The organism is Chloracidobacterium sp. D, assembly GCF_018304685.1.
GTDB classification, from domain to species: Bacteria; Acidobacteriota; Blastocatellia; order Chloracidobacteriales; family Chloracidobacteriaceae; genus Chloracidobacterium; species Chloracidobacterium thermophilum.
In genome coordinates, this window is sequence record NZ_CP072635.1 from 498,028 (window position 1) to 521,572 (window position 23,545).

The following is a 23,545-nucleotide window of genomic DNA, read 5'->3' on the forward strand; positions in this document are numbered from 1 at the left end:
AAAAACATCCCACGTTGCCTTTCGGGCTGAAGCGTCCAGGGGGTTGTCGCAAACGACAGAAAACCGGCTCAGGTTTCACCGGTGGTTTTGGCCGGTTGTTCCGTGGGGTCGGCTTTGTCTCTGGCGGGCGACCGGTCGCGCCAGACCCGCCCCAGGGCATTCCACCGGCCGGCAAGGCCGTGCCAGAAACGGGTGGCGGCGAGGTCGTCAAAGATGGAATAGGCCACCGGTGTGACCAGCAGCGTCAGCAGCAGGGAGAGACTCTGTCCGCCAATGACCACCAAGGCAATCGAGCGCCGTTCTTCCGCCCCCGGCCCCGTGCCGATGGCCAGCGGAAGCATCCCGGCCACCAACGCCAGGGTCGTCATCAGGATGGGACGCAGCCGGTTCTGATTCGCCTGCACAATCGCCGTCTGACGTTCCAACCCCTGCGCCCGAAGCACATTCATCTGGTCAATCTGCAGGATGGAGTTTTTCTTGACGACGCCAAACAACACCAGAAATCCCCAGTGGCCGAATACAGGTTGAGCGTGTCGTTGGTCAGCCACAGGGAGAGCAGGGCAAAGGGCGCCGACCAGCGGCAGACTCAACAGAATCGTGACCGGATGGATGAGGCTCTCAAACTGGGAAGCCAGAATCATGTACATAAACACCACCGAGAGCAGAAAGGCAAAGATGAACTCGGTGAAGGTGCGTTCGAGTTCGCGCCCACGCCCTGAAACCGCATAGGTGTAAGCTGTGGGCAAGTTCATCTCCGCAACGGCTTTCTTGAGCGCCTCCAGCCGGTCGGCAAGGGCATAGCCCGGGGCCGACGCCGCCCCGCAGCGATACCTGCCGCTGCCGGTCCAGACGGTCAATGCGTGACGGGCTGGTTTCCTCCGTAATCGTGACCAGGTTGCTCAGGGGAACAAGTCCGCCCCGCGATGAGGGGGCACGTACAGGCGCAGGATGGCTTCCCGGTCGTTGCGCTGGCCGTTGACCAGCCGGATTTGCACGTCGTAATCCTCGTTGAGCGCCACATCCCGGTAGCGGGAAACCCGGTCATCGCCCCCGACCATGAGCCGCAGACTCGTGGCAATGTCGGCTGTCTCCACGCCCAGGTCAGCCGCCCGCTGGCGGTCAATCACCACCCGCAGTTCCGGCTTGTCCAGCTTCAGCGTCGTGTCGGTATCCACGATGCCCCCCAACTGCATGGCTTTTTCCCGGAGCTGTTCGCCATAGCGCGCCAGCGCCACCAGATCGGGGCCACGCAGGACGAAATCAATCTCAAAGTTTCCGCCGCCGATATTGAATGAGGTGGCATTGCGCAGGCTGACGCGAAAGGGGGCGTACTTGCGCATTTTGGCGCGCAGGGTCTGCATCAGCTCGCGCTGCGTGAAGTTGCCTTTGAAGGCATCGAGCGGGCGTCCCCGCCAGGTTTCCCGCCACAGGCGCGTCAGGGAAAAGGTCCGCACGTCATGCGGCACCATGCGGACGTACAGGTTGCCCTGGTTCACCCCGCCCAGAAACGAGCCGCCAGCCGTGGCCAGCACCAGTGCCACGCCCGGCGTCGTCCGCACGTCCTGTTCGATGGCGCGCATGGTTTCATCCATGGCCGCCAGACTCGTGCCTTCCGGGCCGTTCACGTTCATTTCAAACTCCGACTCATCCACATTCGACGGCGTGTATTCCTGCCGGACAGCCTGGTACAGCGGCACCCCGGAAGCCATGACGAGCAGGGCCAGCAGGGAAACTGCCAGGCGATGCCGCAGGGAGAGCCGCAGCAGCGCCAGGTAGGCGCGCTCGATAAGGCCGTAGAAACCACGTCGGGAGGCGGCCGGCTGGTGCGCCGACCCGTGCTGAGCTGCTGCATCTGCTGCCCGGAGCAGCCTTGAACTCATCATCGGCGTCAGGGTGAAGGACACCAGCAGCGAAACGAGAATGGCAACGGCCGCCGTCAGGCCGAACTGATACAGGAAGCGGCCCGAAATCGAGGACATAAACGACACCGGCAGGAAGATGACGACCAGCGAAAGCGTGGTCGCCAGCACGGCCAGTCCAATCTCGGCCGTCGCTTCCCGGGCCGCAGCCATTGGCGGCAGTCCCTTTTCCTCGATGAAGCGGAAGATGTTTTCCAGCACCACGATGGCATCGTCAATGACGACCCCGACCATGAGCACCAGCGCCAGCATTGTGACGCCGTTGAGGGTAAAGCCCAGCGCCCACATCATGCCGTAGGTTGAAATCACCGAAGCCGGAATGGCGACGCCGGCGATGATGGTCGAGCGCCACGAACGCATAAAGAGCAGCACGGCCAGACAGGCCAGCAGACTGCCCAGCACCAGGTGGGTCTGAATCTCGTGCAGCGCCGCTTCGATATACCGTGACTGATCGCGGATGATTTCCAGCCGGACATCCCCCGGAAGCTGCCCCGCCACACGCTCCAGTTCCTGCTTGACGTTGTTGATGACCTCGACCGTGTTGGCGCCGGACTGCCGCCGGATTTCGAGCGTGACGGTCGGCGTGCCATTCAGCCGCGCCAGTGACCGCGGTTCCTTCGTTCCGTCTTCGACGTAGCCGATGTCGTGAACGTAGATGGGCCGGCCGTTGAGCAGGGCCACGGTCAGGTTCTCGAAGTCGCGCGGGTCGGTGTAGCGCCCCAGCGTGCGGAGCGTCATTTCGCGTTTGCCGGCATCCACATTGCCGCCGGGAATGTCCGCGTTCTGGCGCTGGATGGCCTGGCGCACCTGGGTGATGGGAATCCGGTAGGCCGCGAGGCGTTCCGGTTCAACCCAGACGTTGATGGCGCGGTTAAGACCGCCAATGATGCGGACCTCCCCGACGCCCCCGGCGCGTTCGAGGCGGATTTTCACGATTTTGTCCGCCAGTTCGGTCAGTTCCCGAAGCGGACGGTCAGCCGACAGGGCAATGGAGAGTACCGGCGCGCTGTCGTTGTCGAACTTCTGCACCACGGGCGGCAGAGCCTCCACGGGCAGGTCGCGCAGAACGGCATTGATCCGGTCCCGCACATCCTGCGTCGCGGTTTCGATGTCCCGGTTGAGCTTGAACGTCACCAGCACCAGTGAGATACCGGGGCCGGAAACCGACCGGAGCTGGTCAATACCGTCCACTGTGTTGACGGCCTCTTCAATCCTCTGTGAAATCTCGGTCTCGACTTCTTCCGGCGAAGCACCGGGCAGCGCCGTGCGGATAGTGACGGTCGGCAGGTCAACCGAGGGGAAGCGGTCCACACCGAGCCGGAAGTAGCCGGCCAGCCCGACAACGACCAGCGACAGGATGAGCATGGCCGCAAAAACCGGGCGGCGAATACAGATTTCGGCAAGTTTCTGCATGATGTTCCGTCCAGAGGTGACTGTTCCGGGATGTCGGTTCAGTCCGCGATAACGACCGGGTGGCCGGTTTGCAGGTTGCCCGGATCGAGGATGACCTCATCGCCGACCTGCACGCCCTTCACGATTTCGACCCATTCCGCCGTCCGGCGTCCGAGCGTGACCGGCCGTTCCAGCGCCTTGCCGTCCCGGATGGTCAGTACCTTGTCAATCCCGGCAAAGGTCACGATGGCGCGCGGAGAAACGGTCACGGCCGTTTCGCGGTCGTTGGTGACGATCTCGGCCCGGGCAAATGACCCCGGCTTGAGAGACCCGTCGTGGCTGACTTCCGCTTCGATGATGAGAATCCGGTTCTGCTCCAGCAGCGCCGGACTCAACCGTTTGACGATGCCGGTGTAGGCTTTGTCACTGCCTTCGACGGTGACGCGCACCTTCTGGTTGGGTTTGATCTGATAGGCTTCACGTTCAGGAATTTCAACCCGCAGCCGCAGGGGATTGAGTTTGAGAATGGTGGCCACGGGCGAGCCGGCGGCCAGAAACTCCCCGATGTTGCCAAGGCGTTCCTGCACGACCCCGCCAAAGGGGGCCAGCACGGCGGTGTCATCCAACTGCTGCTGGGCGATGGCCAGTTCCGACCGCCGCTGGGCCAGGATGCCCAGCCGGTTGTTGATTTCCTCCAGCGCGTCCTGGTAGCGGCTGAGCGCGACCTTGTAGGCCGCATCGGCGGCGTCGAACTGTGACCGCGAGATGATGCCCTGATCGAGCAGCGCCTGGAAGCGGTCGCGCTCCACCTGCGCCTGTTCGAGAACGGCCCTGGCCTGGCGGACCAGACCGGTCTGCTCCGGGTCAACCCGGTCACTGCTGCCCTCGGCCGGCAGCCCCAACCGGGCGCGGGCCTGGGCGAGCGCCGCCGCCGCCTGCTGGACGCGGAGACGGTAATCGTCGGGTTCGATCTGGGCCACAAGCTGCCCCGGTCGGACGGTGGTTCCCAGATCAACGGGAATGGACTGGAGCCGTCCGGGAACCTTGACGCGCAGGGTGGCCTGCTCCAGGGGGGCCAGCGTGCCCAGCGCCGTGACAACATGTTCGACCTGTGTTCTGGTTACTGGCGTCGTTTTGACGCGCCGGACTTCAGGTGTCGGACTCGCGTCGCCCCGGGCCGCCCGGGCCAGATCACGCTGGCAGGCCAGATTGCCGGCGACGCCAAACAGCACGGCAACGGAGAACATCCCCATGCCGAGCCTGTGTGCGATGGTGGTGATCATGTCGGTTGGCCTCATGGCCGGTTGGGCGTGCAGACGGTACAACGCCGCCGTTTCGTCTGCCGCCGGGATGATAAACGCAAAGTATCCCGGTGAAACGCCACGGGAAACTACAGGTTCATTTCAATGTTGAAGAACCGCCGATACACGCCAAAGAACGTCCCAAACTGGGGTGCGCCCGTGTTGGCAAACACGTTGCGCGGGTTGAAGTGATTGGTCAGGTTGAAGATGTTGACCGTGACGTTGACGGCTTCGGTGTCAATTTTCCGCCCGAATGCGCCCCGGCGCACCCACTGCGGCAGGCGAATCTTCTTTGTCACGGCCAGATCAACGGCCATAAAGCGTGGGTAGCGGGTCGCGTCGGCGTTGCGGCGGCCGATGAAGTTCTGGGCTTCGTCCACAACGCTGTAGGGAAAGCCGTCCCGCCACTCGAAGATGGGCGCCAGCGTCAGGTCGCCCGGCAGGGCAAAGACGCCGCGCGCAAAAAACCGGTTGGGCGCGTCAATCGGTGCGTTGCCAAACTGGTTCGGGCGCAGCACCGGGTTCGGCGTGTCGCCGAAGTACGAAATGAAGTCGTTGAGTTCGGCGCGGGCCCGGCTGCGTACGTAGGAAACAACAAACGTGTGGCGTGGCGTGAGCTTGACATCGGCCGTGACTTCAAAGGCGCGGTAGCTGGCGCGTCCGGTGTTGAACATCTGGATGGCATCGGCTGACGGCTCCACATAGAAATCCCGGAACGTACGGCTGTCGAGATAGGCCAGCTTGAGCAGCGCGCGCGGATGGAGTTTGCGCGCCAGTTCAACCCGGAAGGAGCGGTTGTAGGGCACGTCATACCGACCGTCCGGGCGTGCCAGGGCGAGCGTCAACGGGCGCGCCGGGCCGGGTGTTGTGCCATCCGGCGCAAAGCCGGTGCTGACCGGACGTGGCATCTGGCGGAACGCCAGCGCGTTGAGCAGGATTTTGTCATAGAACAGCCCGAATCCGGCGCGCAGGACGGTGTTTTGCTCTTTGCCGGGCGCATAGGAAAGGGCAATGCGTGGCGCCACGTTGAGCTGGGCCGCTGCCTGTTGCCATTCCAGCCGGAGCCCGTAATCGAGTTGCAGGTTGGGGCGGATGAGCCACTGATCCTGGGCGTAGCCGGCGACTTCGACGTTGCTCGCTGCCAGGTTGCCGGGATTGGCGTACACGATGCGTTCGGCCAGCGTTCCGTCGGCGCGCCGGATGTCAACCGGACGGTTGAGCACCCAGCCCCGGTTGCGGGCGGCGCTGCCGTCCACGCCGAACTTGATCTGGTGCCAGCCCCCGGCCTCGAAAGACGCCAGTGCGGTGGAGAACTGGAGCTGGTAGCGTTCCGTCGTGCGCTCGGTCTGACTGAAAAAGTTGCCGGTGCGCCCAAAGGGCGTGATGGCAAAGGGCGCGTCCCCCTTGCCGAAGACGCCGGCGCCAATGCGCTTGTAGCTGAAGCGCGTCTCACTGACCGAGCCGGCCGCGGTGGCGAAGCGGTGGATGCCGGCCAGGGTGACATCGCGGGTGCGCCGATTCGCCGAAGCCGGCACGGGGTTGAAAAAATCCAGATCAACATTGCGCAGCCGCTGGTAGGCCAGATTGACCGTCGCGGTCAGGCTCTGGCGGGGCGACAGAATGACATCGAACTGGCTGAAACTCCGCGCGGCGTACTTGCGGATTTCGTTGTCCGGGCTGGCCAGCCCCCGCACGATGGCTTTGTCCACAATGCCTTCGAGCGCCTGGGCCAGAAACACCCGGTCGCGGATGAGCGGACCCGTGATGGTGGCGCGGGGGGAGACGTTGGCCAGACCGAAGATTTTGCCGTAGCGCGCGCGGACGGACGGGAAAAAGTCATAGAGGCTGTACTTCCACTGCTGGCCGCCGGGCTTGGTTTCCAGTCGTTTGACGCCGCTGGTGAACTTGCCATATTCCGGCAGGTAGGGATTGGTGAAGATTTCCGCCCGTTGGAGGGCTTCCAGCGGGATTTCGACCTGGAACCGTCCGGTGGCCGGGTCGTTGCTGAGGCTGCCGTTGACCAGAATGGCTGCCTGGTCTTCACGCGCGCCTTTGATGCTCGTGCGGCCGTCATTGGAGCGGATGACGTTCGGCACCGGGGGAAAGGCCGTCAGGATGTCGCGTCCGCGGGTGGGCAGGATGCGAATCTCGGCCGGCGTCAGGCTGGTGGTTGCCGTGGCCCCCCGGGCAATGAGTGGAGCTTCCTCGTCGCCGCGTACTTCGACGATGTCGCCAGTGGCAGGGCTGAGTTCAATGGGCTGTTCGAGGAAAGCGCCCGGCTCAACGGCGTAATGTTCGTCGGTCAGAAGCGTGTAGCCGGTAGCCGTGACGGTGAGCCGGTAGTCTCCGCCAGGGGCCTCGGTAAACACCGCCTTGCCATTGGCATCGGTGACTTTGGTCAGCACGGGCGCGGTTGGCGAGCCGGATTTTGGCGTCAGCGTGATGGTGGCCCCCGCCAGGGGTTTCCGCGTTGTGCTGTCCGTGATGACGAATGCCACGACACTCGTCTGCTGTTGTGCCGCCGTTCCGGTCGCTGTCCCAAAGAACAGGGTGGCGCTGATTGTCCACAGAAGCACACCAACGAACCAAAGTTTGTTTGCGAACCAAAGTTTGTTCGCCACGCCGGCGTCGCCCTCCTTTCTGGCAACTGGACGTGTACAACTTTGCCCGGCCGGGTACGTCTGTGACTGTTCAGACACACACTGCGCCGGAAGATGCCGCGTCAACGCCTTTTTCCGCACAAACAACAAGCGTAAATGAAGACTTTTCAAGGTTTGCAGATTTTTTTGTGCAGATGCGAAAAAAAATCTTGACACAATGCGTTATCGGGGGCTAGTCTGGGAGCAGCCTACGGGGCTGTATTTCTGATGAACAGGAGTTGATTGTTGCCATGACACAACCGAAGCCAAAAGCGACCGAGACCTCTGACCGCCAACCTGCCCTGGCTGACCCACTGACGCTGGCTATGCAGTCTTCAACCGAGGCCATGCTGGACATGGCGAAAGCTTCCCGGGCGTTGACATTTGCCTCGTTGCGGGCTGGATTGTCGGTGCAAGAAGAAGCGATGAAGTCAGCCACGGTGGCTTTGACCGGGATGGAGCGGGCGACCATAGCCGCCGGTGAGGCGGCCCGTGAAATTGCGATGGCGGGGATGGACGCTACCCGTGCCACCCTTGAACAGTGGAATGTGCTGGTCAGTGAAGGGCTGCGGAAGCAGATGGAGTTGATGGCCTTTCCGGTCAGCCAGTCTGTCAAGTAAACTCGCCAAAACGTTCACCGGCGGGAGCGGCGTGTTCGGCGCCGGCTCTTTCCTGACCCGTCAGCGCCTGTCGGGCACTGACGGGTTGCCCGCTTCGCAGGACAGCCGGCTTTTGCCGGAAAGGAAGATTATCACCCGACGACAGGACAAACGAAACGATGGCCAGGGCGCAAGCCGAAGCAAAATCCAACCGGGGCACCAAGCCGAACCCGTCCGCCAAGCCGTTTCCGCAGGTGTTATATGAAACGGTGACACGAACTTCCTCTGCGCAGTGGGACAGGCTGTTGCGGCATCCCTGGTTTTTGCGCCCGGTTTCGCTTTACTTCCAGGGCGTTCTGACGTTGGTCGAGCGCAGCCGCATGGTGGTTGGATTTGGGCTGCGGCTGATGAACGTACCGACGCGGGAAGAGATCGCCGCGCTTGACCGCAAGCTGGACAGCGTTCAGGAGCAGCTTGACGAGCTGACCGCGCACCTGGTGCGGAGCGAACCGGCGGCCAAAGTGACCAGACCGGCGGCGGCGCGCAAGCCCACAGCCCGCCGGACGACCACCACCCGCCGCCGGACAGCACGGGCGGCGTCCCCGAAATCTGCTCCAGAGGCGGCACCGGAGGCGGCGGCTTCCGATGCGGTGGAAACTTCCTGACCTTGTTGCCTTTGAGTGAATTTCTCGAACAGTGGCAGTGGCGGCTCGACGGATGGTGGCTGCGCCAGACCGAACGCCAGCCGTGGGTTGGTTGGTCGGGCTGGCACGTGAACCGGTGGCTGGATTGGATGTCCTGGACCGGCGCGGCCCAGCCGTGGCATCCCTTTGCCATCGCCCAGGAAACACGCTGCCAGATGCAGTTGGCGGCTGTGCGGTCCGTGGCACCGCCGGTGGCCACAACGCCCTGCCTGGTGACGCCGCTCGTTGGGCCGACGCAGTTGCGCCACTATGCGCCGGTTCAGAACGGCCGCCGGACTTCGGCGCTACCGGTGCTGATTGTCAACTCGCTCATCAACCGGCACTACATCTTTGACCTCTACGCCGGGCGGAGTCTCGTGGCGTTTCTGGCGGGGCAGGGACACCAGGTGTTTGTTCTTGACTGGGGAACGCCCGGCAGGGACGAATCCCGGTGGCGTCTGGAAGATGTGCTGGAGGGCGTCATCGGACGCGCGGTTGAGGCGGTTCTGTCCCAAACCGGTGCTGCCCAGGTGCATCTGCTGGGATACTCGATGGGGGGCGTGTTGGCAACGACCTACGCGGCGCTCCATCCGGCGCCGGTGCGAAGTCTCATCCTGCTGGGGACGCCGGCGGATTTCGTCCGCGATACGCCGTTGCGGACGTGGCTGGCCGACCCGGCTTTCGACCCGCAGCGCGTGGTGGCCGTTTTTGGCAACCTGCCAGGCTGGCTGGTCAGTGCTTCCTTTCGCGGCATCAAGCCCATAACCTACACCACCAAGCCCTGGCTGATGTGGCTGGATACAGCCGAGCGGGATACACATCTGGCGACGGAAGTCTGGCTGGCGGATGCCGTTCCCCTGCCGGGACAGTTCTATGCTGATTTTGTCACGACCTACTACCGCGCCAACGCCCTGTGGGAAGGCACGTTGACCATCCAGGGGCAGCGCGCGGCCCTGGCGCAACTGGACTGTCCGGTGCTCAACATCATCGGTCTTCTGGATCAGATTGTGAATCCGGCCAGCGCCGCCGCGTTGGGAGAACAGCTTTCGCGGGTTCGCTACCGGGAATGCCGGGTGCGGCTGGGCCACCTGGCGTTAGCTGTTGGGCGCGGAGCGCTGACGACCGTATGGCCGGCCGTAAGTCAGTGGCTGGCTTCCCACGCGCACGTGTGACAGCCTTGGACTCGTGGCTGTGTGTCTGGCGAGACCGCCGGGGGCTTGACAGCCCCCTCCGGGAAGCGTTTGCTTGGCGGTAGAACCCTGAACCAACCGGACGGGTCCGGTTTTACCTGCCAGAAGCCCTATGAAAAAGCCCCGTTACCGCCTTCAGCCCGTTCTGGAAGTACGCGAGCAGGTCAAGAAAGAGGCAGCGCAGCGTCTGGCAACGGCCCGCCAGGCGCTGGCGGAGGCCGAAGCCGAGCTGGCACGGCGGCTGGCGGCTGTGGATGCCTGCCGGCAGCGGCAGGCCGAGGCTGATGCGAAGCTGGTTGCGGCTTTGCGGGCCGGCTCAGCGGCGCATGTCCTGCTGGCGCACCGTACCTTTCTGGCTGACCTGAAAGAAGAAGAACGGCGTCTGCGCGCCGCCGTCGAGCAGCAGCGCGCCGTCATACAGCAGGCCGAAGCCGCCGTGGAGGCGGCCCTGCAGGGCCTCATCGAGGCTTCCAAAGAGGTGCAGGCCATCGAGAAGCACCGGGAAAACTGGCAGCAGTCCCGCAAGCTGGAGGCTGAACGCCGCGAAAACAAGGCCAATGACGAGTTTGGCACGGCGCGTCATGGCCGGCAGGACTAAGCCGCTGGGATGGCGTAGTTTAGCGAGTGCTTGACAATGCAGTGCCGGTAGTGTTACCAAGCAGGAAATTTGTCTTACACCACACATTTTTGTCCAACATCAACCAAGCATATCAGTTGTCGCTGGTTGACCTGCCTCAAGATTCAGATTCAGATAGGGAGAAGCTAATCATGATACGCCAGATTCGATTTGGGTTGGGATTGGGTACGGTGTTGCTGACCGGATGGCTGGCCAGCGATGTCGTCTGGGCACAGATGCCCACCATGAAGCGCGAGGAACGCATTCTCGGCGACCGGGCCGGCGCCAACTACAGTGTCCTTGAAGGCGGGATGCGCGTGCCAGCGACCGTGACCCAGATTAAGCCTGTTGAGCAGGTGGTCATTATTCTGGATGGTTCAGGCAGCATGGTGCCGATCTATCCACGGATCGTGGAAGAACTGCGCAAGGCGCTGCCGTCCCAGATGGCTGTGCCCACGGCCATTGCCCGCTTCAGCATGCAGAAAACGATGTTGCAGGACTTTACGACCTCCCGGGCCGCCCTCGACGGCGCGTTGGCCAAAGAGCAGCAGTTGTGGTCGAGCGGTGGGACCAACGACGGTACGATGAAGTCAAAAACCAACATCTACGGAGTTCTGACCGCCTTGCAGGAAGTCATCGGCGACAAGATGACGCACTGCATCGTCGTCACCGATGGCAATGACAGCTTTACCGAACGTATAGACCTGCCGCGCATCATCAAGGAAAACATGGTGGTGTCGTACGTCAACTGGGCCTACCGCAGCTTCAGCGCCCGGGTGGACGAAGAAAATGCCGTTCTGGTGACCGGCAGTGGGTCGCGGCGCATGGACATCCCGAACGTGACGCTCCGCTTTATCGTCCGGCAGACCGGCGGCGAAGTGGTCAACTATGATGACTGGAAAGCCTTTGGCGCATATTTCAAGCGCCGTCTCAGTATGCCTGGTGTGCTTTATCGGGCAACCTGGGAGTCCACAAATCCTGAAATACCATTTACGCTGTCGGCGCGGTGAGCCGACAGCTCCGGCCGTTTGATTGCATTGTAGTTCACAGGTCTTTCAACTCTTTATTTGGAGAACCCATCCGATGACGCGCCATCTGAAACTCGCATGTGCTTTTGCGCTGGCCGTTGCGTTGGCAACGGCGGCGTGGTTTCCGCTCTCCGGTCGTCACGTCAGCGCGCAGGGCGCGCAAGCGGCCCAACTGATGCCGCGCGGTGACGTCAAAATCAATGGCAACCCGGCGGCCGGCAGTATGGCTGTCGCCAGCGGCAGCCGCATCACCACTGGCAAGACCGGCTACGCCATCCTGAGCATTGCCAATGTCGGGCAGTTCTACATGGGTGACAACAGTGAAATCGTTGTCAACTTCCTGGCCGACCGGGTACGGATCGAACTGGTCGCTGGGATTCTCCGTTGCATCAAAAGCAGCGGCTCATTAGTCCAGGTTTTTTCAACCCGGTGCATCCACATTGATGTCGTCAAAGGCAATGTGGCGAGGTTCGGTGGACCGGAAGCCTCAGCGCCGACAATCGAGACGATTGGTGAAGCGCAGGCCCGGGATTACCCGGAAAGTGCCTACATTCGTTTTGACTCAACCGGCATGGATGATTTCCGATGCGCCGTGTTTGACTGCGCCGTTTCGGCCTCCCCAGCACTGCCGGCAATCCCGCCGGTTGTTCCGGTGGTCGGCCCCAATCCAGGTGTACTGGCAACGGTTGTGGCGGCTACGACCATTGCTGGCATCCTTCCAATCATCACCATTGGGCAGGATGATGCGCCGCTCAGCCCCGCGCGCCCCTGAAGCCCTGATTGGAGTGGATGCTTCGGCGGCCTGGCGCTGACAGCATGAAGCCGCAGCGCCTGATTCTTGGCTTGTCCCTGACGCTCATCGGCGGCTTGGGGTTCTGGCTCTCCTGGCAGAACGAAGCCGCCGATGATGTTTGGCAGCAACGTCGCCCGCCAGCGTCCTATGAAGACCTGCTTCAAGCGGCGACGCGCGCGCCTTCAAATCCACGTCTCTGGGGTACCTTGGGGCTGGCCTGTCTGTTAGACCCGCAGCATCTCGACTATCAGGAATCTGAACGTCATCTGCGCTATGCTCTGGCGCTGGCACCCAACGACGTGCGCCTGTGGGGCTGGCTGGGCGACACGCTGGCTATCAGTGGGCAGGTGGACGAAGCCGAGCGCACCCTGCGGCAGGCCCAGTCCCTGGCCCCCAACCATTTCATCACGCAGTGGCGACTGGCCAATGCCCTGATTCGGGTCGGGAAGCTGGAGGAAGCCGCCCCCTATGCGCGGGGCGCACTGCGTTCAAACCCAACCCAGGCCATCCTGATGCTCGATCTGGGATGGCGAATTTCCAAGGGCAACCAGTCGTATGTCGAATCATTACTGCCGCCGGGACTGCCGGATGTGGAATACCAGTACCTGCGGCTGCTTGTGCAGCAGCAGCGCGTGGCGGCGGCCGTCCAACGCTGGCAGGCGGTGCTGGCAAAGCAGCCCGACCCGGAACGGAAGCGTACAACTGCTTTCATCCAGGATTTGCTGGCGGCCCGCGCCTACGAAGCTGCCTGGCAGGTGTGGGCCGCCCTGCCCGAACGGCAGGCGGCAGGGCTGGTGCGGACGGCCATCTACGACGGCGGTTTTCGTGAGCCGGTGGCCAAGGTGCCCATTTTTGAGTGGCGTTTTCAGCAGAATGAAGCCGGTGCGCGGCTGGCGCTCGACCGGGCCGCCGATGTCCCGGTTGGGGGCAATGCCCTGCAAATTGCCTATGACTCGCCAGGCCCGGCCTTTTACCACGCCCGTCAGCTTCTGGCGCTGCCGCCGGGCGCGTATCGGCTGACCTACTTCGTGCGCAGCCGTGACCTGGTGGCGGCTGCGCCGCCGGTCGTGGAATTGCAGGGGGTGGGGAATCCGAAGTGGCGTGTGCGTTCCCTTCCGCCCTGGCGTGAGAACCAGCCATGGCAGCGCGTGGTGTGTGAATTTGCCGTTCCGCCGGAAGTTGGCGCTGTTGAGTTGGTCATCCTGCGCCCGTCGGAGTGTCTGACGCCGGGGACCTGTCCCATTTCGGGAACGGTCTGGTTTGGTGGTTTTGCCCTCGAAGTGATTTCCAAAGCGCGCTGATGCCATCTTCCGCACCGCACCATTTCCGCCAACGGTTGGATTCCCCGGACGAGCCGCATCCCGCCTCCCGGTTCAACGCGGCGCTTTTTGTCGGCTTCCTGTTGTGGTTGGTGTGGCTGCCGATGCCGTTTGGTTCGGTTGAGGGCTGGGCGCGCCTCATCCTGCACGCCGGCGCTTTTGGGCTGACGCTGGTGCTGGGCATCCAGACCTGGCTTGGACAGCGGGAAGTCAACCTCACGGCCGGGGCCGTGATTGGTTTGGGCGTCATTGGACTGGCTCTGGTGCAACGGCTGCCGGTGCCTGGAGTGCAGACGGTGGATGATTTCTACACCCGCCAGGCGACGGTTCATCTGCTGGCTATGGTCTGTCTGTTCGTCGTCAGCGCCAACTTCTTTGCTTCTGAAAAGCAGGCGGTGCTGTTTGCCTACGTCTTTGTCGCCTGGGGTGGTCTCTTTGCGCTCTATGCCATCATGCAGCACTTCATCGGACAGGGAAGCTACGCCGCATTGCGGAAGCTGCTGGGAATGCCCTTCGGCACCTTTGTCAACCGCAACCACTACGCCGGGATGATCGAACTGCTGGCCCCTATGGCCGTGGCCATGGCGGCCCAGCGGCGGCGTGGGACTGAAGACGATGTGCGGTGGCTTTACGTGGTGGCAGCGGTGGTCATGCTGTTGTCCCTGGCGCTATGCGCTTCACGCGGCGGTTGGATTGCCGGAGCTGCCGGGACACTGACCGCAGTGGCGCTCGCCGCGCGGGTGCAACGGCGCTGGCGACGGGCGGCTCTGGGCAGTCTGTCGTTGATTCCGCTGGGGGTTCTCGTCGGCGTCTGGTGGATGGGCATTGATCCCCTTGTCAGCCGCCTGCAAGCCCCCGGTGAGTTGCCGGCCACAGCCGACCAGGTGGCGCGCAATGTTATCTGGAAAAACACCCTGACGCTTGTGCGCGAGCGTCCGCTGACCGGAAGCGGGCTGGGAACCTTCCAGATTGCCTACACACGGGTGGATACGTCCAACGGGGTGAATCGCGTCGAGCAGGCGCACAACGACTACCTGCAACTGCTGGCCGAAACCGGTCTCGTCGGTTTTGCGCTGGGGATGGCCTGGCTGGGGTGGTTTTTCCGGCGGGTGCGCCAGGGATTCCGCCGCCGGTCAGGGGAGCGCCGGGCAATGGAATGGACATACGTTCACTTGGGCGCGTTCAGTGGATGCGTTGCCGGGCTGGTGCACGCCTGCTTTGACTTCAACTGGCAGATTCCATCCAACGCCGCCTACTTCGTGGTTTTGGCGGCGCTGGCGACAACCACTCCGTCCCCGGAACCATTGGCGGACATACCTGTCGAAGACTGAGGTTCAAACAGGCTTTTTCAACCGGGTTCAACCGGGCTGTTTCAGCGTTGGGTGCTGGCGCTCATCTGGGCGAGGGTTTCGTCCTGCATGGCCATCAGGCGGTCAATGAGTTCCAGCAGCCGCAGCGACTGGTGCAGTTCATGGGACGCCCGTTGACGCTGGGGTTCGGGCAGGGCCAGGGCTTCCGGCGCGGGGATGTCTTCCGGCAGCGCGCGTCTCCGGCGGCGCTCCGGGTCATGCTCTTCCTCGTCACGCGGCAGAACGGCCAGCAGACGGCGTGCATTGCGTTGCTGGCGGTCAAGGAGTTTGCGCAGCAGTTCACGGCGCATGGTCGGGGTGAGGTGCCGCAGTGCCACGTCGTTGCCGAGCGGGGGAAGGATTGTCCCCGGCATGGTCGGCTGCTGGTTGAGACCGAGCAGTTCTTCCGTGGCTGAAGCGCCGCCGGTGGCCCGGAGCTGTTCGGCGGCCAGGGCCTGCGACGGGTCACGGCCGAGCAGGGCATCGGGAAGGATATTTTTCTGTCCTGGAACTTCCGGGGCCGGGAGTCCGCGTGGCTGGCCGATTTCGCCCGGCTGACCGATAGTGCCCTGGACGGGGTTGAACCGTGTACCGCCGACCCGTTCGTGGCTTCCGCCGGCTGAGTTGGCTGAAGGCAGGGGCTGCCGCTGATTGACGCCGCCGACTTCTGGCATGGATGTGTGCCTCCGGGATGGGGAAAGTCGTGGGTAAGTCGTTGGGGGGCGTGCTGGACGCCGCCCGGATGCTGTGAATTTGGCCGTTGGGGGTGGATGGTAAGCGAGCCGGCTGGCTGAGAAAAGGGCTTTTGTCGGTATGGCTGGGACGCGCCTGTAGGGTGTGGCTGTCCGTGGGCTGGTGGGGGTTGCCAGTTGTGGGGGCCACCAGGCGTGCAGAAGACCTCCGCTGTCAGTTACCTGCATCTGATAATGAAAAAGATGAGTTGTCAGGAATAACCCTTGAAGCACTTTCTACGACCACCGCCTTGAAGCACTTTCTACGACCGGGGATGGGTTTCCGCGACGGTGTAAGCCCAGCGCAGGACAATGGCAATGGCTTCGTAGAGGTTTTCAGGGATTTCGCTGTTGACTTCAAGTTCGTAGAGGGCACGTGCCAAGGCTATGTCCCGTTTGATAGGTACGCCGGCTTCCTGGGCCACCTTGCGAATCTGGGCGGCAATCAGGTCCGCACCCTTGGCCGTAATCTGCGGCGCCTGCATCGTTTTGCGGTCATAGCGCAGGGCAACGGCCACGTGCGTCGGGTTGACCAACACGACATCTGACTCACGGACGGCCTGGGCGCTGGCTTCGTTGAGCAGCTCCATGTGCAGCGCCCGGCGTTCGGCTTTGATGTGCGGGTCGCCTTCCTGCTCCTTCCACTCTTCCTTCACTTCCTGCTTGGTCATTTTCAGGTCCTGGATGTGGAGGAACTTCTGAAGGAAGAAATCCAGCGCCCCCAACGCCACGAAACAGATGGCCACGGCCAGACCCAGTTCAACGATCTGCGCCAGGATGAACTGGCTGGTTTCCGCCGGGGAGACCCGGGCCAGCGACGGAAGCATGTGCCGCGAACCAAGAATGGTGTAGCTGGCAATGCCCGTGGCAATGACAAGCTTGAGGAGGGTTTTGGCAAACTCGATGTAGGTGCGTGACTTGAAAAACTTTTGCTGAAAGGCCGTGAAGGGATTGAGCCGGTTCATGTCCGGCTTGAGTGCTTCGGTTGAAAACAGCGCTCCAACCTGGATGTAGCCAACCAGTGCTGCCAGAATGAACACCACCAGAAAAAGCGGCGCCAAGGTCAGGGCCAGGGTAGTCAGCCCTTCGAGCAGAACATCACCAGCCGTGGCCATATCCAGCTCGCCCCTGAAGGTTGCGGCCTGCTGAATGCTTTTTTGGGTGAGTCCGACAATCTGCCCGCCGATGAAGTTGCCGGTGAGAAGAAAAACAATGCCCATGGACCCGACGAGCAGCGCCGCTGAAACCAAGTCCTGGCTTTTGGCCACCTGTCCTTTTTTGCGCGCATCGTCGAGCTTTTTTTGAGTAGGTTGTTCGGTCTTTTCTCCGCTACTTTCCGACATGGGACGGCGTCTCCGTCTTCAGGCGTGACAGGATGGAAAGCATTTTGCGGCGGAAGTGCGGGTCATTGGCCGCCAGGTTGGCCAAGTCATCCGCCATCCGTTCACTGAGTGGGGATTCCCGGATGATTTCCGAAAAACTGAGCGTCAGGAGGGATTGGGCCGATTGCCGTACGGCGGCTGTCGCTTCTTCGGGGTTGGCCAGGTTCGACTGCGCCGCAATAGCCGCCAGAGCCGACCGGGCGGGGTTCTCCACGCTGCCGGTTGTGGATGTTTCGGCGGATACGTCCGTTTCAGCGGTTTCGCCGAGTCCCTCGATGAGATTTCCAAAGAGTCCCCCGGCACGCTTCTTGCTCTTGACCGGTTCAGATGAGGTTGGACCTGAACCAAATGGCGACCCCGGACGGATTTTCATGGGTGCAGCTCCTTTCGTCTGGCAGACAGCCGGGCGCAAGTGCGAAGTGGCTGAAAGCACCGGGGACAGAGGTGGGTCATTCGGTCAGCGCCGCCAGGGTGTCGAGCAACGCCTGGGCCGTCACGGCGTGCGGCGAATCGCCGCCCTCCGCAATAACGGAACGTAGCCGCTCTTCGCCTTCCTCCCGTGCTCCACGATAAAGCAAAATCTCACCCAGTTGGACTTGGGCATGCAGACTGTCGGGAGAACGGGCAAGGACAGACTCACACAACTCTTGGGCGCGGGCCAGGTCTCCCTGCCGTATCAGGACGCTGGACAGTCCCAGCACCGGCAGTTCCAGATCAGGGCGAAGGGCGGCTACGCCCTGAAAAACCGTAGCCGCCTCGTCATAGCGCATGACATCGCGCAGGAGAAAACCGGCCTCCAGAACAGCGCGTAGTTCATCATCCGAAGGTGTGGGCAAAACCGACATTGCAGACTCCGGCCCCGACAGGTGGCGGTAAAGCGGCCGAACTACTTGAGGTTCTGAATGGCAGCCATTTCACTGTCGTGGCGCGCCTTCATCAGGTTGCTGATCATCTGGAATTGCTGCGACAGGCTGTTGACGCGGCTCTGGATGGAGAAAAGCTGCATCTGCTGGTGGTACTGCTGGGCCAGCATGGTTTCGGCATCGGCCAGACCCGGCAGGTTCCCGCCGCGCAGGATGCCACCCACGATGGAACCCACGCCGGGGGCAACGACATTCAGCGCCCCACCGAGAATGCCGCCAAAAATGCGCCCAAACCGCCCCGGCTCACGTCCTGGAACGGCTGCTGGCTGATAGCTGTATGGTAAGGTGGTCGGAGGTTGCAGTCCGCTGATGATGGCATCCGGCATAATCGAGGTCTCCTGAGTGATTTCGCAAGTATCGAGGTTTTCCCTCATCCAGGGTTATCGTTGGCTACCGGCCGTTGTTGCGTCCGGTGCCGTGGACCGGCTGACTGGCAGCCGGACAAAACCTGTGTCAGGTCTGGTTTTGCTGTTGGTACAGCGTGGCCATCTCGTCCAGCAGTTTCCCCACAGTGTGCCAAGCCTGCGCCGCCTGTGAGGCGGTCGTGGCCTCGGCTTTGGTGCCCTGCCGGATAGCACGGTCAAGGGCATGCCGGGTGGCATCGAGCTGCCGGCGGAGCGCCGCCAGGTTGTCCGGCGACTGAAGCAGGGCATCAAGGGTTGGGTAACGCAGCAGTTCCGCGACCGGAAAGGTAGTGTCCGTCATGGGATTTGAGGTCGTCAGACAACAGGATACAGAGTGGTTACAGTGTGGCGCGATGCTAGCACAAAGCCGGCTTGAGATGGATGGGGCTTCTGCCAAACACCTGCCAGTGGGTGGCGCCTGCCAGCGGGTGGCGCAGATGACCCACGACAGTCTGGAAACTTCAGTCTGGAAACTTCGCCGGATGGTTGTCGTTCGCAACCGGCCCGACTATCTTCCTACGCTTTGGTGGGCGGTCATGTCGGTTGGCCCACCCTGGTGATGCAATGAACCGTTCCACGCCGTCCGCCTTGCCCGTCGCGCCTGTTTCTTCCCGTCCGGGAGATGGGGCTGCCCATTCCGTTTCGCAGCGGATTGCCGAAGCCTTTGCGCCGGAGGTGCGCGAGCGTGGCGAGGCACTGCTGCGTGAAGGCCGGGTGACAGCCGTCGAAGCCCAGGGCGACACGATAACGGCCAACGTTCGGGGGCGGATGACCTACCGGGTCGAGCTGCTGCACGACGATGATGTGCTCGTCGTGTCCTGTACCTGCCCCTATTTCGAGGAAGGGCAGGTTTGCAAGCACATCTGGGCGACGGTACGCTTGGCCGAGGAGCAGGAGCGGCTACCTGCGCCACCGGTCAACCGGCCCTTTCGGCTGTTGATGGCCGAGCTGGAGCGCCCGGATGAAGGCGATGAGTCGGACGAGGAAACGGGTGGTGGCCTGGTGTCTTCCAGGGGGGACAGCGCCCCGGCTGCCATCTCCACCACCGGGTGGCGGCGCTGGTTTGCCCAACTTGGACAGCAGGCCCGTCTGGCCGCTACGGATGTCGCCGAACAGGAAATTCTCTACCTCGTCAACATGGCGCGGACACTCGCCCACGGCATGCTCGTCGTGGATGTGTTTTCGCGCACACGCAAACTCGATGGCGAATGGGGCCGGCTGCGGGCGTCAGGCCTGACCGTCGGCCAGATTGCGACCCTGCCCGATGAGCGGGACCGGCAGGCACTCGCCCTGTTGAGCGGCATTCGGGAGCATGTGGACTGGGAGCAGGCAATGGATGCAGCACCGGTGCCGTCATCGGTGCGAATTCCCACCACGGCGTTGACGGTCGTCATGCCGCTGCTGTGCGCCACCGGGCGGTGCTGGTTGCAGATGGCGGATGAGGCCGACGCCCCGGCGCAGGTCGTGCACCGTCCACCGCTGCGGTGGGAACCGGAAGGGTGGCGGATGCAGCTTGAGGTCCAGCGGGTGGAAACGCCGCCGCACTACGTGTTGGTCGGCGGGCTGCGCCGGGGGGAGGAATGGCTGCCGCTGTCAGCGCCCCGGCTGCTGCTGGCCGGCGGCCTGGTGTTCTCGGAGGTCTCCGTTGCGCCGCTCCAGGATGAAGGTGCTTTCTACTGGATTGGTCTGCTGCGCAGGTCAGAAGCCGTGCGGATTCCGCTCGAAGACGGCCCCGACCTGGTGGAAAAGCTGTTGCGGTTGCCGACGCTGCCGCCGGTGACACTGCCGGAAGACCTGCGGTTTGAAACCTGCCAGGGGCAGCCCCTGCCGGTGCTGCGGCTGCGGGCCGGTGAAGGGCGTCCCGGTGAGGGCTGGTTGGGGGCAACGTTGGGTTTTGAGTACGAAGGTCACTGGCTGGAAGCCACAAGCGTCCAGCCGGGCATCTTTGATGCTCCCCGGCGGCGCTTCATCCGGCGCGATCTTGTCCGGGAACGGGCGGCGGCTGAGCAGTTGCGAGCGTTGGGTCTGCGCCCGGACCGCAGTCAGGCGGGAACGCCGGAATACCGGGTTCCGGTCAAACGTCTGCCGGCGCTGGTGCGCGACCTGGTGCTGCAGGGGTGGCGGATTGAGTCGGAAGGGCGTTTGTTTCGTCCACTTCAGAGTTTTGCGCTGGAAGTCCGTTCCGGGGTGGACTGGTTCGAGCTGCACGGCAACTGTGATTTTGGAACGGCGACGGCCCACCTGCCGGAACTCCTCCGGGCGTTGCGGCAGGGGGAGACGGTGGTCCCGCTGTCCGATGGCTCGCTGGGTGTACTGTCTGAGGAATGGTTCGAGCGGTATGGCTTTCTGGCGACGCTGGGCGAAGTGGAAGACGGTCATCTGCGGTTTTCCAGCGCCCAGATCAGCCTGCTGGATACCCTGCTGGCGGCACAGCCGGAAGTGCGGGTGGACGCCCGCTTTCAGGCGCTGCGTGAACAACTGCACCGTTTCAGCGGTGTTGAGCCGGCACTGGAACCTCCCGGTTTTGTCGGCGAGTTGCGTCCCTACCAGCGGGAAGGGCTGGGCTGGCTGCTGTTTCTGCAGCGGTTTGGGTTTGGCGGCTGTCTGGCCGATGCCATGGGACTGGGGAAAACGGCGCAGACCCTGGCGCTGCTCGAAACCCGGCGGGTACGGCGGCAGACCGAAGGCCTGCCGCCCTCGCTCGTGGTGGCACCCCGGTCGCTGGTGTTCAACTGGCGGCAGGAAGCCGGGAAGTTCACACCCCGGATGCGGGTGCTGGAACACACCGGCGTGGGTCGGGCGCGCTCCATTGAGCAGTTTGCTGACTACGATCTCATTCTGACGACCTACGGCACGCTGCGCCGCGACATTCTGCTGCTCAAGGACTTTGCTTTCGATTACGTCATCCTGGACGAAGCCCAGGCCATCAAGAATGCCCGCAGTGAATCGGCCAAGGCCGCCCGCCTGCTCAACTGCCGCCACCGGTTGGCGCTGAGCGGGACGCCGGTGGAGAACCACCTGGGGGAGTTGTGGAGTCTGTTCGAGTTTCTCAATCCGGGCATGCTCGGCGCGGCCTCGGTGTTTCAACTTACGGCGTCCGGCGGGCGGACGGTGGATGCCGAGCTGCAACCGCTGCTGGCCCGCGCGCTGCGGCCCTTCATCCTGCGCCGCACGAAAGAGCAGGTGGCGCGTGACCTGCCGCCCAAGACCGAGCAGACGATTTACTGCGAAATGGAACCTGAGCAGCGCCAGGCGTACAACGAACTCCGTGACCACTACCGCCGGACCCTGCTGGGCCTGGTGGATACCAAAGGGCTTCAGCGCACGCGCCTTCAGATTCTGGAAGCGTTGCTGCGGCTGCGGCAGGCAGCCTGTCATCCGGGACTGCTCGATCCGGCGCGGGTGGAGGGCCCCAGCGCCAAGCTCGACACGTTTTTCATGCATCTGGCGGAAGTGCTCGAAAGCGGCTCCAAGGTACTGGTCTTCTCGCAGTTTACAAGCCTGCTGGCGCTGATTCGGAAGCGCCTCGACGCCGACGGCATCACGTACGAATACCTCGATGGGCGCACGCGCAACCGCCAGGAACGGGTGGAGCGTTTCCAGCAGGACCCGAACTGTCAGCTTTTTCTCATCAGCCTGCGGGCTGGAGGCCAGGGCCTCAATCTCACAGCGGCGGAGTATGTGTTTTTGCTCGATCCGTGGTGGAATCCGGCCGTGGAGACCCAGGCCATTGACCGTGCGCACCGGATTGGGCAGGTTCGTCCGGTATTTGCCTACCGGCTCATTGTACGGGATACCGTCGAGGAAAAAGTCCTGGAGTTGCAGGCGACCAAGCGGGAGCTTGCCGACGCCATCATTACGGCCGACAATAGCCTGCTGCGCCAGCTCGAACGCGCCGACCTTGAACTGTTGCTTTCATAAGGGGCCGGCCATCCAACCGGAACAAAACCGATGCTTGATTTCACCCACGACGCCAGCCGCCAGAGTTGGGTCGCATCAGCCAACGCGGCTGACACGGAGTTTCCCCTTCAGAACCTGCCTTTGGGACGTTTTTCAGAACCTGCTCAGCCAGCGCCCCGGCTGGGTGTCGCCATTGGCGACCAGGTGCTTGATCTGACCCGCCTGGCGGCGACGCTTTCGCCTGTGGAAGCCGGCGCTGCCGCCGCGTTTTTTGCGGCTTGTGCAACCGGTGACCTGGCGGCTGTGTGCGCCCTGCCGCCGGAGGCGGTAACGGCCGGGCGGCGGTGGTTGTCCGACGCCCTGTGGGAGGGGGCGGCCGATACCGCAGCCTGGCAGGCGCGGTTGTCGCCGTGGTTGCTGCCGCAGGCGGCTGTGACCATGCACCGGCCGCTGGAGTTCAAAAACTACACGGATTTTTACGCCTCGGTCTTTCACGCGACGAACGTCGGCGCGATGTTCCGTCCTGACAATCCGCTGCTGCCGAACTACAAGTACATTCCAATTGGCTATCACGGCCGGGCATCGTCGGTGGTCGTCAGTGGGACGCCCGTCCGGCGGCCGCAGGGGCAGACCCGTCCCGACCCGGAAACGCCGCCGGTCTTTGGCCCTTCGCGCTGGCTCGACTACGAGCTGGAGGTTGGCATTCTCGTCGGACGGGGCAACCGGCTTGGCGAGCCGATTCCCATTGCCGAAGCAGAAGGGCATATCTTTGGTTTGTGTCTGCTCAACGACTGGTCGGCGCGGGACATCCAGGCGTGGGAGTACCAGCCGCTGGGGCCGTTTCTTTCCAAGAGTTTTGCCACGAGTGTTTCGCCGTGGGTGGTGACGCGGGACGCCTTGGCGCCGTTCCGGTGCCCGGCCATGGCGCGGCCGGAGGGTGATCCGGCGCCGCTTGATTATCTGTGGAATGAGGCTGATCAGTCCGGCGGGGGCTTTGATGTCACACTGGAAGTCCATTTGACAACGGCCCGGATGCGGGAGCAGGGACTGCCGCCGGTACGGTTGAGCCAGAGCTGGTTGCGTGATCTCTACTGGACGCCGGCGCAGATGATCGCCCATCACACGAGCAATGGCTGTGACCTTCAGCCGGGAGACCTGCTGGGGAGTGGCACGGTTTCGGGCCCGACGAAAGACGCGCGGGGGTGTTTGCTGGAGCTGACCTGGCGGGGCAGCGAACCACTGGCGTTGCCGTCCGGCGAGACGCGCCGCTTCCTGGAAGATGGCGATGAAGTGACGCTGCGGGGCTTTTGTAAGCGTGATGGCTTCCGGCGGATTGGCTTTGGGGAGTGCCGCGGGCGCATTGCAGGCTAGGGAACA

The 23,545-nt window shown here is 63.0% G+C and carries 18 protein-coding genes and 1 pseudogene; 10 read left to right on the forward strand and 9 right to left on the reverse strand.

The window, feature by feature from the left end; translation table 11 throughout:
- Positions 1-68: 68 nt before the first annotated feature.
- From J8C01_RS13260 to J8C01_RS13270, 3 genes and pseudogenes are all read right to left on the reverse strand, one after another.
- Positions 69-3,332: pseudogene (locus J8C01_RS13260) on the reverse strand (efflux RND transporter permease subunit).
- Positions 3,333-3,370: 38 nt separating this feature from the next.
- Positions 3,371-4,594 (reverse strand): efflux RND transporter periplasmic adaptor subunit, encoded by a 1,224-nt coding sequence (locus J8C01_RS13265; RefSeq protein WP_211432731.1) that lies wholly within the window; start codon positions 4,592-4,594, stop codon positions 3,371-3,373.
- A gap of 107 nt (positions 4,595-4,701) precedes the next feature.
- Positions 4,702-7,188 carry a TonB-dependent receptor gene (locus J8C01_RS13270; RefSeq protein ID WP_249355493.1) on the reverse strand — a complete coding sequence of 829 codons (2,487 nt, stop codon included), beginning with the start codon at positions 7,186-7,188 and terminating at the stop codon, positions 4,702-4,704.
- A gap of 314 nt (positions 7,189-7,502) precedes the next feature.
- Here J8C01_RS13270 and J8C01_RS13275 point away from each other — a divergent pair, with 314 nt between their 5' ends.
- The 8 genes from J8C01_RS13275 (at position 7,503) to J8C01_RS13310 (ending at position 14,810) form a co-directional block, all read left to right on the forward strand.
- On the forward strand, positions 7,503-7,871 hold the full coding sequence (locus J8C01_RS13275) for a hypothetical protein (RefSeq protein ID WP_014101056.1): 369 nt from the start codon (positions 7,503-7,505) through the stop codon (positions 7,869-7,871).
- A gap of 248 nt (positions 7,872-8,119) precedes the next feature.
- Positions 8,120-8,515 carry a hypothetical protein gene (locus J8C01_RS13280; RefSeq protein WP_211432732.1) on the forward strand — a complete coding sequence of 132 codons (396 nt, stop codon included), beginning with the start codon at positions 8,120-8,122 and terminating at the stop codon, positions 8,513-8,515.
- A gap of 11 nt (positions 8,516-8,526) precedes the next feature.
- Positions 8,527-9,705 (forward strand): alpha/beta fold hydrolase, encoded by a 1,179-nt coding sequence (locus J8C01_RS13285; protein WP_211432733.1) that lies wholly within the window; start codon positions 8,527-8,529, stop codon positions 9,703-9,705.
- A 130-nt stretch (positions 9,706-9,835) separates the two neighbouring features.
- Entirely contained in the window at positions 9,836-10,321 is a 486-nt protein-coding gene (gene fliJ, locus J8C01_RS13290; RefSeq protein WP_211432734.1) for a flagellar export protein FliJ, read from the forward strand.
- A 170-nt stretch (positions 10,322-10,491) separates the two neighbouring features.
- Positions 10,492-11,349: a vWA domain-containing protein gene (locus J8C01_RS13295; protein ID WP_211432735.1), complete on the forward strand. Its 858-nt coding sequence runs from the start codon at positions 10,492-10,494 to the stop codon at positions 11,347-11,349.
- A 73-nt stretch (positions 11,350-11,422) separates the two neighbouring features.
- Positions 11,423-12,139 (forward strand): hypothetical protein, encoded by a 717-nt coding sequence (locus J8C01_RS13300; RefSeq protein WP_211432736.1) that lies wholly within the window; start codon positions 11,423-11,425, stop codon positions 12,137-12,139.
- Between the two features lie 44 nt (positions 12,140-12,183).
- Positions 12,184-13,461, forward strand: a complete 1,278-nt coding sequence (locus J8C01_RS13305; protein WP_211432737.1) for a tetratricopeptide repeat protein — start codon at positions 12,184-12,186, stop codon at positions 13,459-13,461.
- Entirely contained in the window at positions 13,461-14,810 is a 1,350-nt protein-coding gene (locus J8C01_RS13310; RefSeq protein ID WP_211432738.1) for an O-antigen ligase family protein, read from the forward strand. The genes J8C01_RS13305 and J8C01_RS13310 overlap by 1 nt, the downstream gene beginning before the upstream one ends.
- A gap of 41 nt (positions 14,811-14,851) precedes the next feature.
- Here J8C01_RS13310 and J8C01_RS13315 read toward each other — a convergent pair whose 3' ends face one another.
- The 6 genes from J8C01_RS13315 to J8C01_RS13340 all read right to left on the reverse strand — a co-directional run bounded on the left by J8C01_RS13315 (position 14,852) and on the right by J8C01_RS13340 (position 18,569).
- Complete coding sequence (locus tag J8C01_RS13315) at positions 14,852-15,502, reverse strand: hypothetical protein (protein WP_211432739.1); 651 nt, start codon at positions 15,500-15,502, stop codon at positions 14,852-14,854.
- A 320-nt stretch (positions 15,503-15,822) separates the two neighbouring features.
- Positions 15,823-16,902 (reverse strand): EscU/YscU/HrcU family type III secretion system export apparatus switch protein, encoded by a 1,080-nt coding sequence (locus tag J8C01_RS13320; RefSeq protein WP_211432740.1) that lies wholly within the window; start codon positions 16,900-16,902, stop codon positions 15,823-15,825.
- Complete coding sequence (locus tag J8C01_RS13325) at positions 16,889-17,314, reverse strand: hypothetical protein (protein ID WP_211432741.1); 426 nt, start codon at positions 17,312-17,314, stop codon at positions 16,889-16,891. Before J8C01_RS13325 ends, J8C01_RS13320 begins: the two co-directional genes overlap by 14 nt.
- A gap of 76 nt (positions 17,315-17,390) precedes the next feature.
- Complete coding sequence (locus J8C01_RS13330) at positions 17,391-17,786, reverse strand: tetratricopeptide repeat protein (RefSeq protein WP_211432742.1); 396 nt, start codon at positions 17,784-17,786, stop codon at positions 17,391-17,393.
- 41 nt (positions 17,787-17,827) lie between these two features.
- Positions 17,828-18,238, reverse strand: a complete 411-nt coding sequence (locus J8C01_RS13335) for a hypothetical protein (RefSeq protein WP_211432743.1) — start codon at positions 18,236-18,238, stop codon at positions 17,828-17,830.
- Between the two features lie 79 nt (positions 18,239-18,317).
- Complete coding sequence (locus tag J8C01_RS13340) at positions 18,318-18,569, reverse strand: hypothetical protein (protein ID WP_211432744.1); 252 nt, start codon at positions 18,567-18,569, stop codon at positions 18,318-18,320.
- A 263-nt stretch (positions 18,570-18,832) separates the two neighbouring features.
- Between J8C01_RS13340 and J8C01_RS13345 the strand changes: the two genes are divergently transcribed.
- On the forward strand, positions 18,833-22,189 hold the full coding sequence (locus J8C01_RS13345; protein WP_211432745.1) for a DEAD/DEAH box helicase: 3,357 nt from the start codon (positions 18,833-18,835) through the stop codon (positions 22,187-22,189).
- A gap of 30 nt (positions 22,190-22,219) precedes the next feature.
- Positions 22,220-23,539 carry a fumarylacetoacetase gene (fahA, locus tag J8C01_RS13350; RefSeq protein ID WP_211432746.1) on the forward strand — a complete coding sequence of 440 codons (1,320 nt, stop codon included), beginning with the start codon at positions 22,220-22,222 and terminating at the stop codon, positions 23,537-23,539.
- The last annotated feature ends 6 nt before the right edge of the window (positions 23,540-23,545 follow it).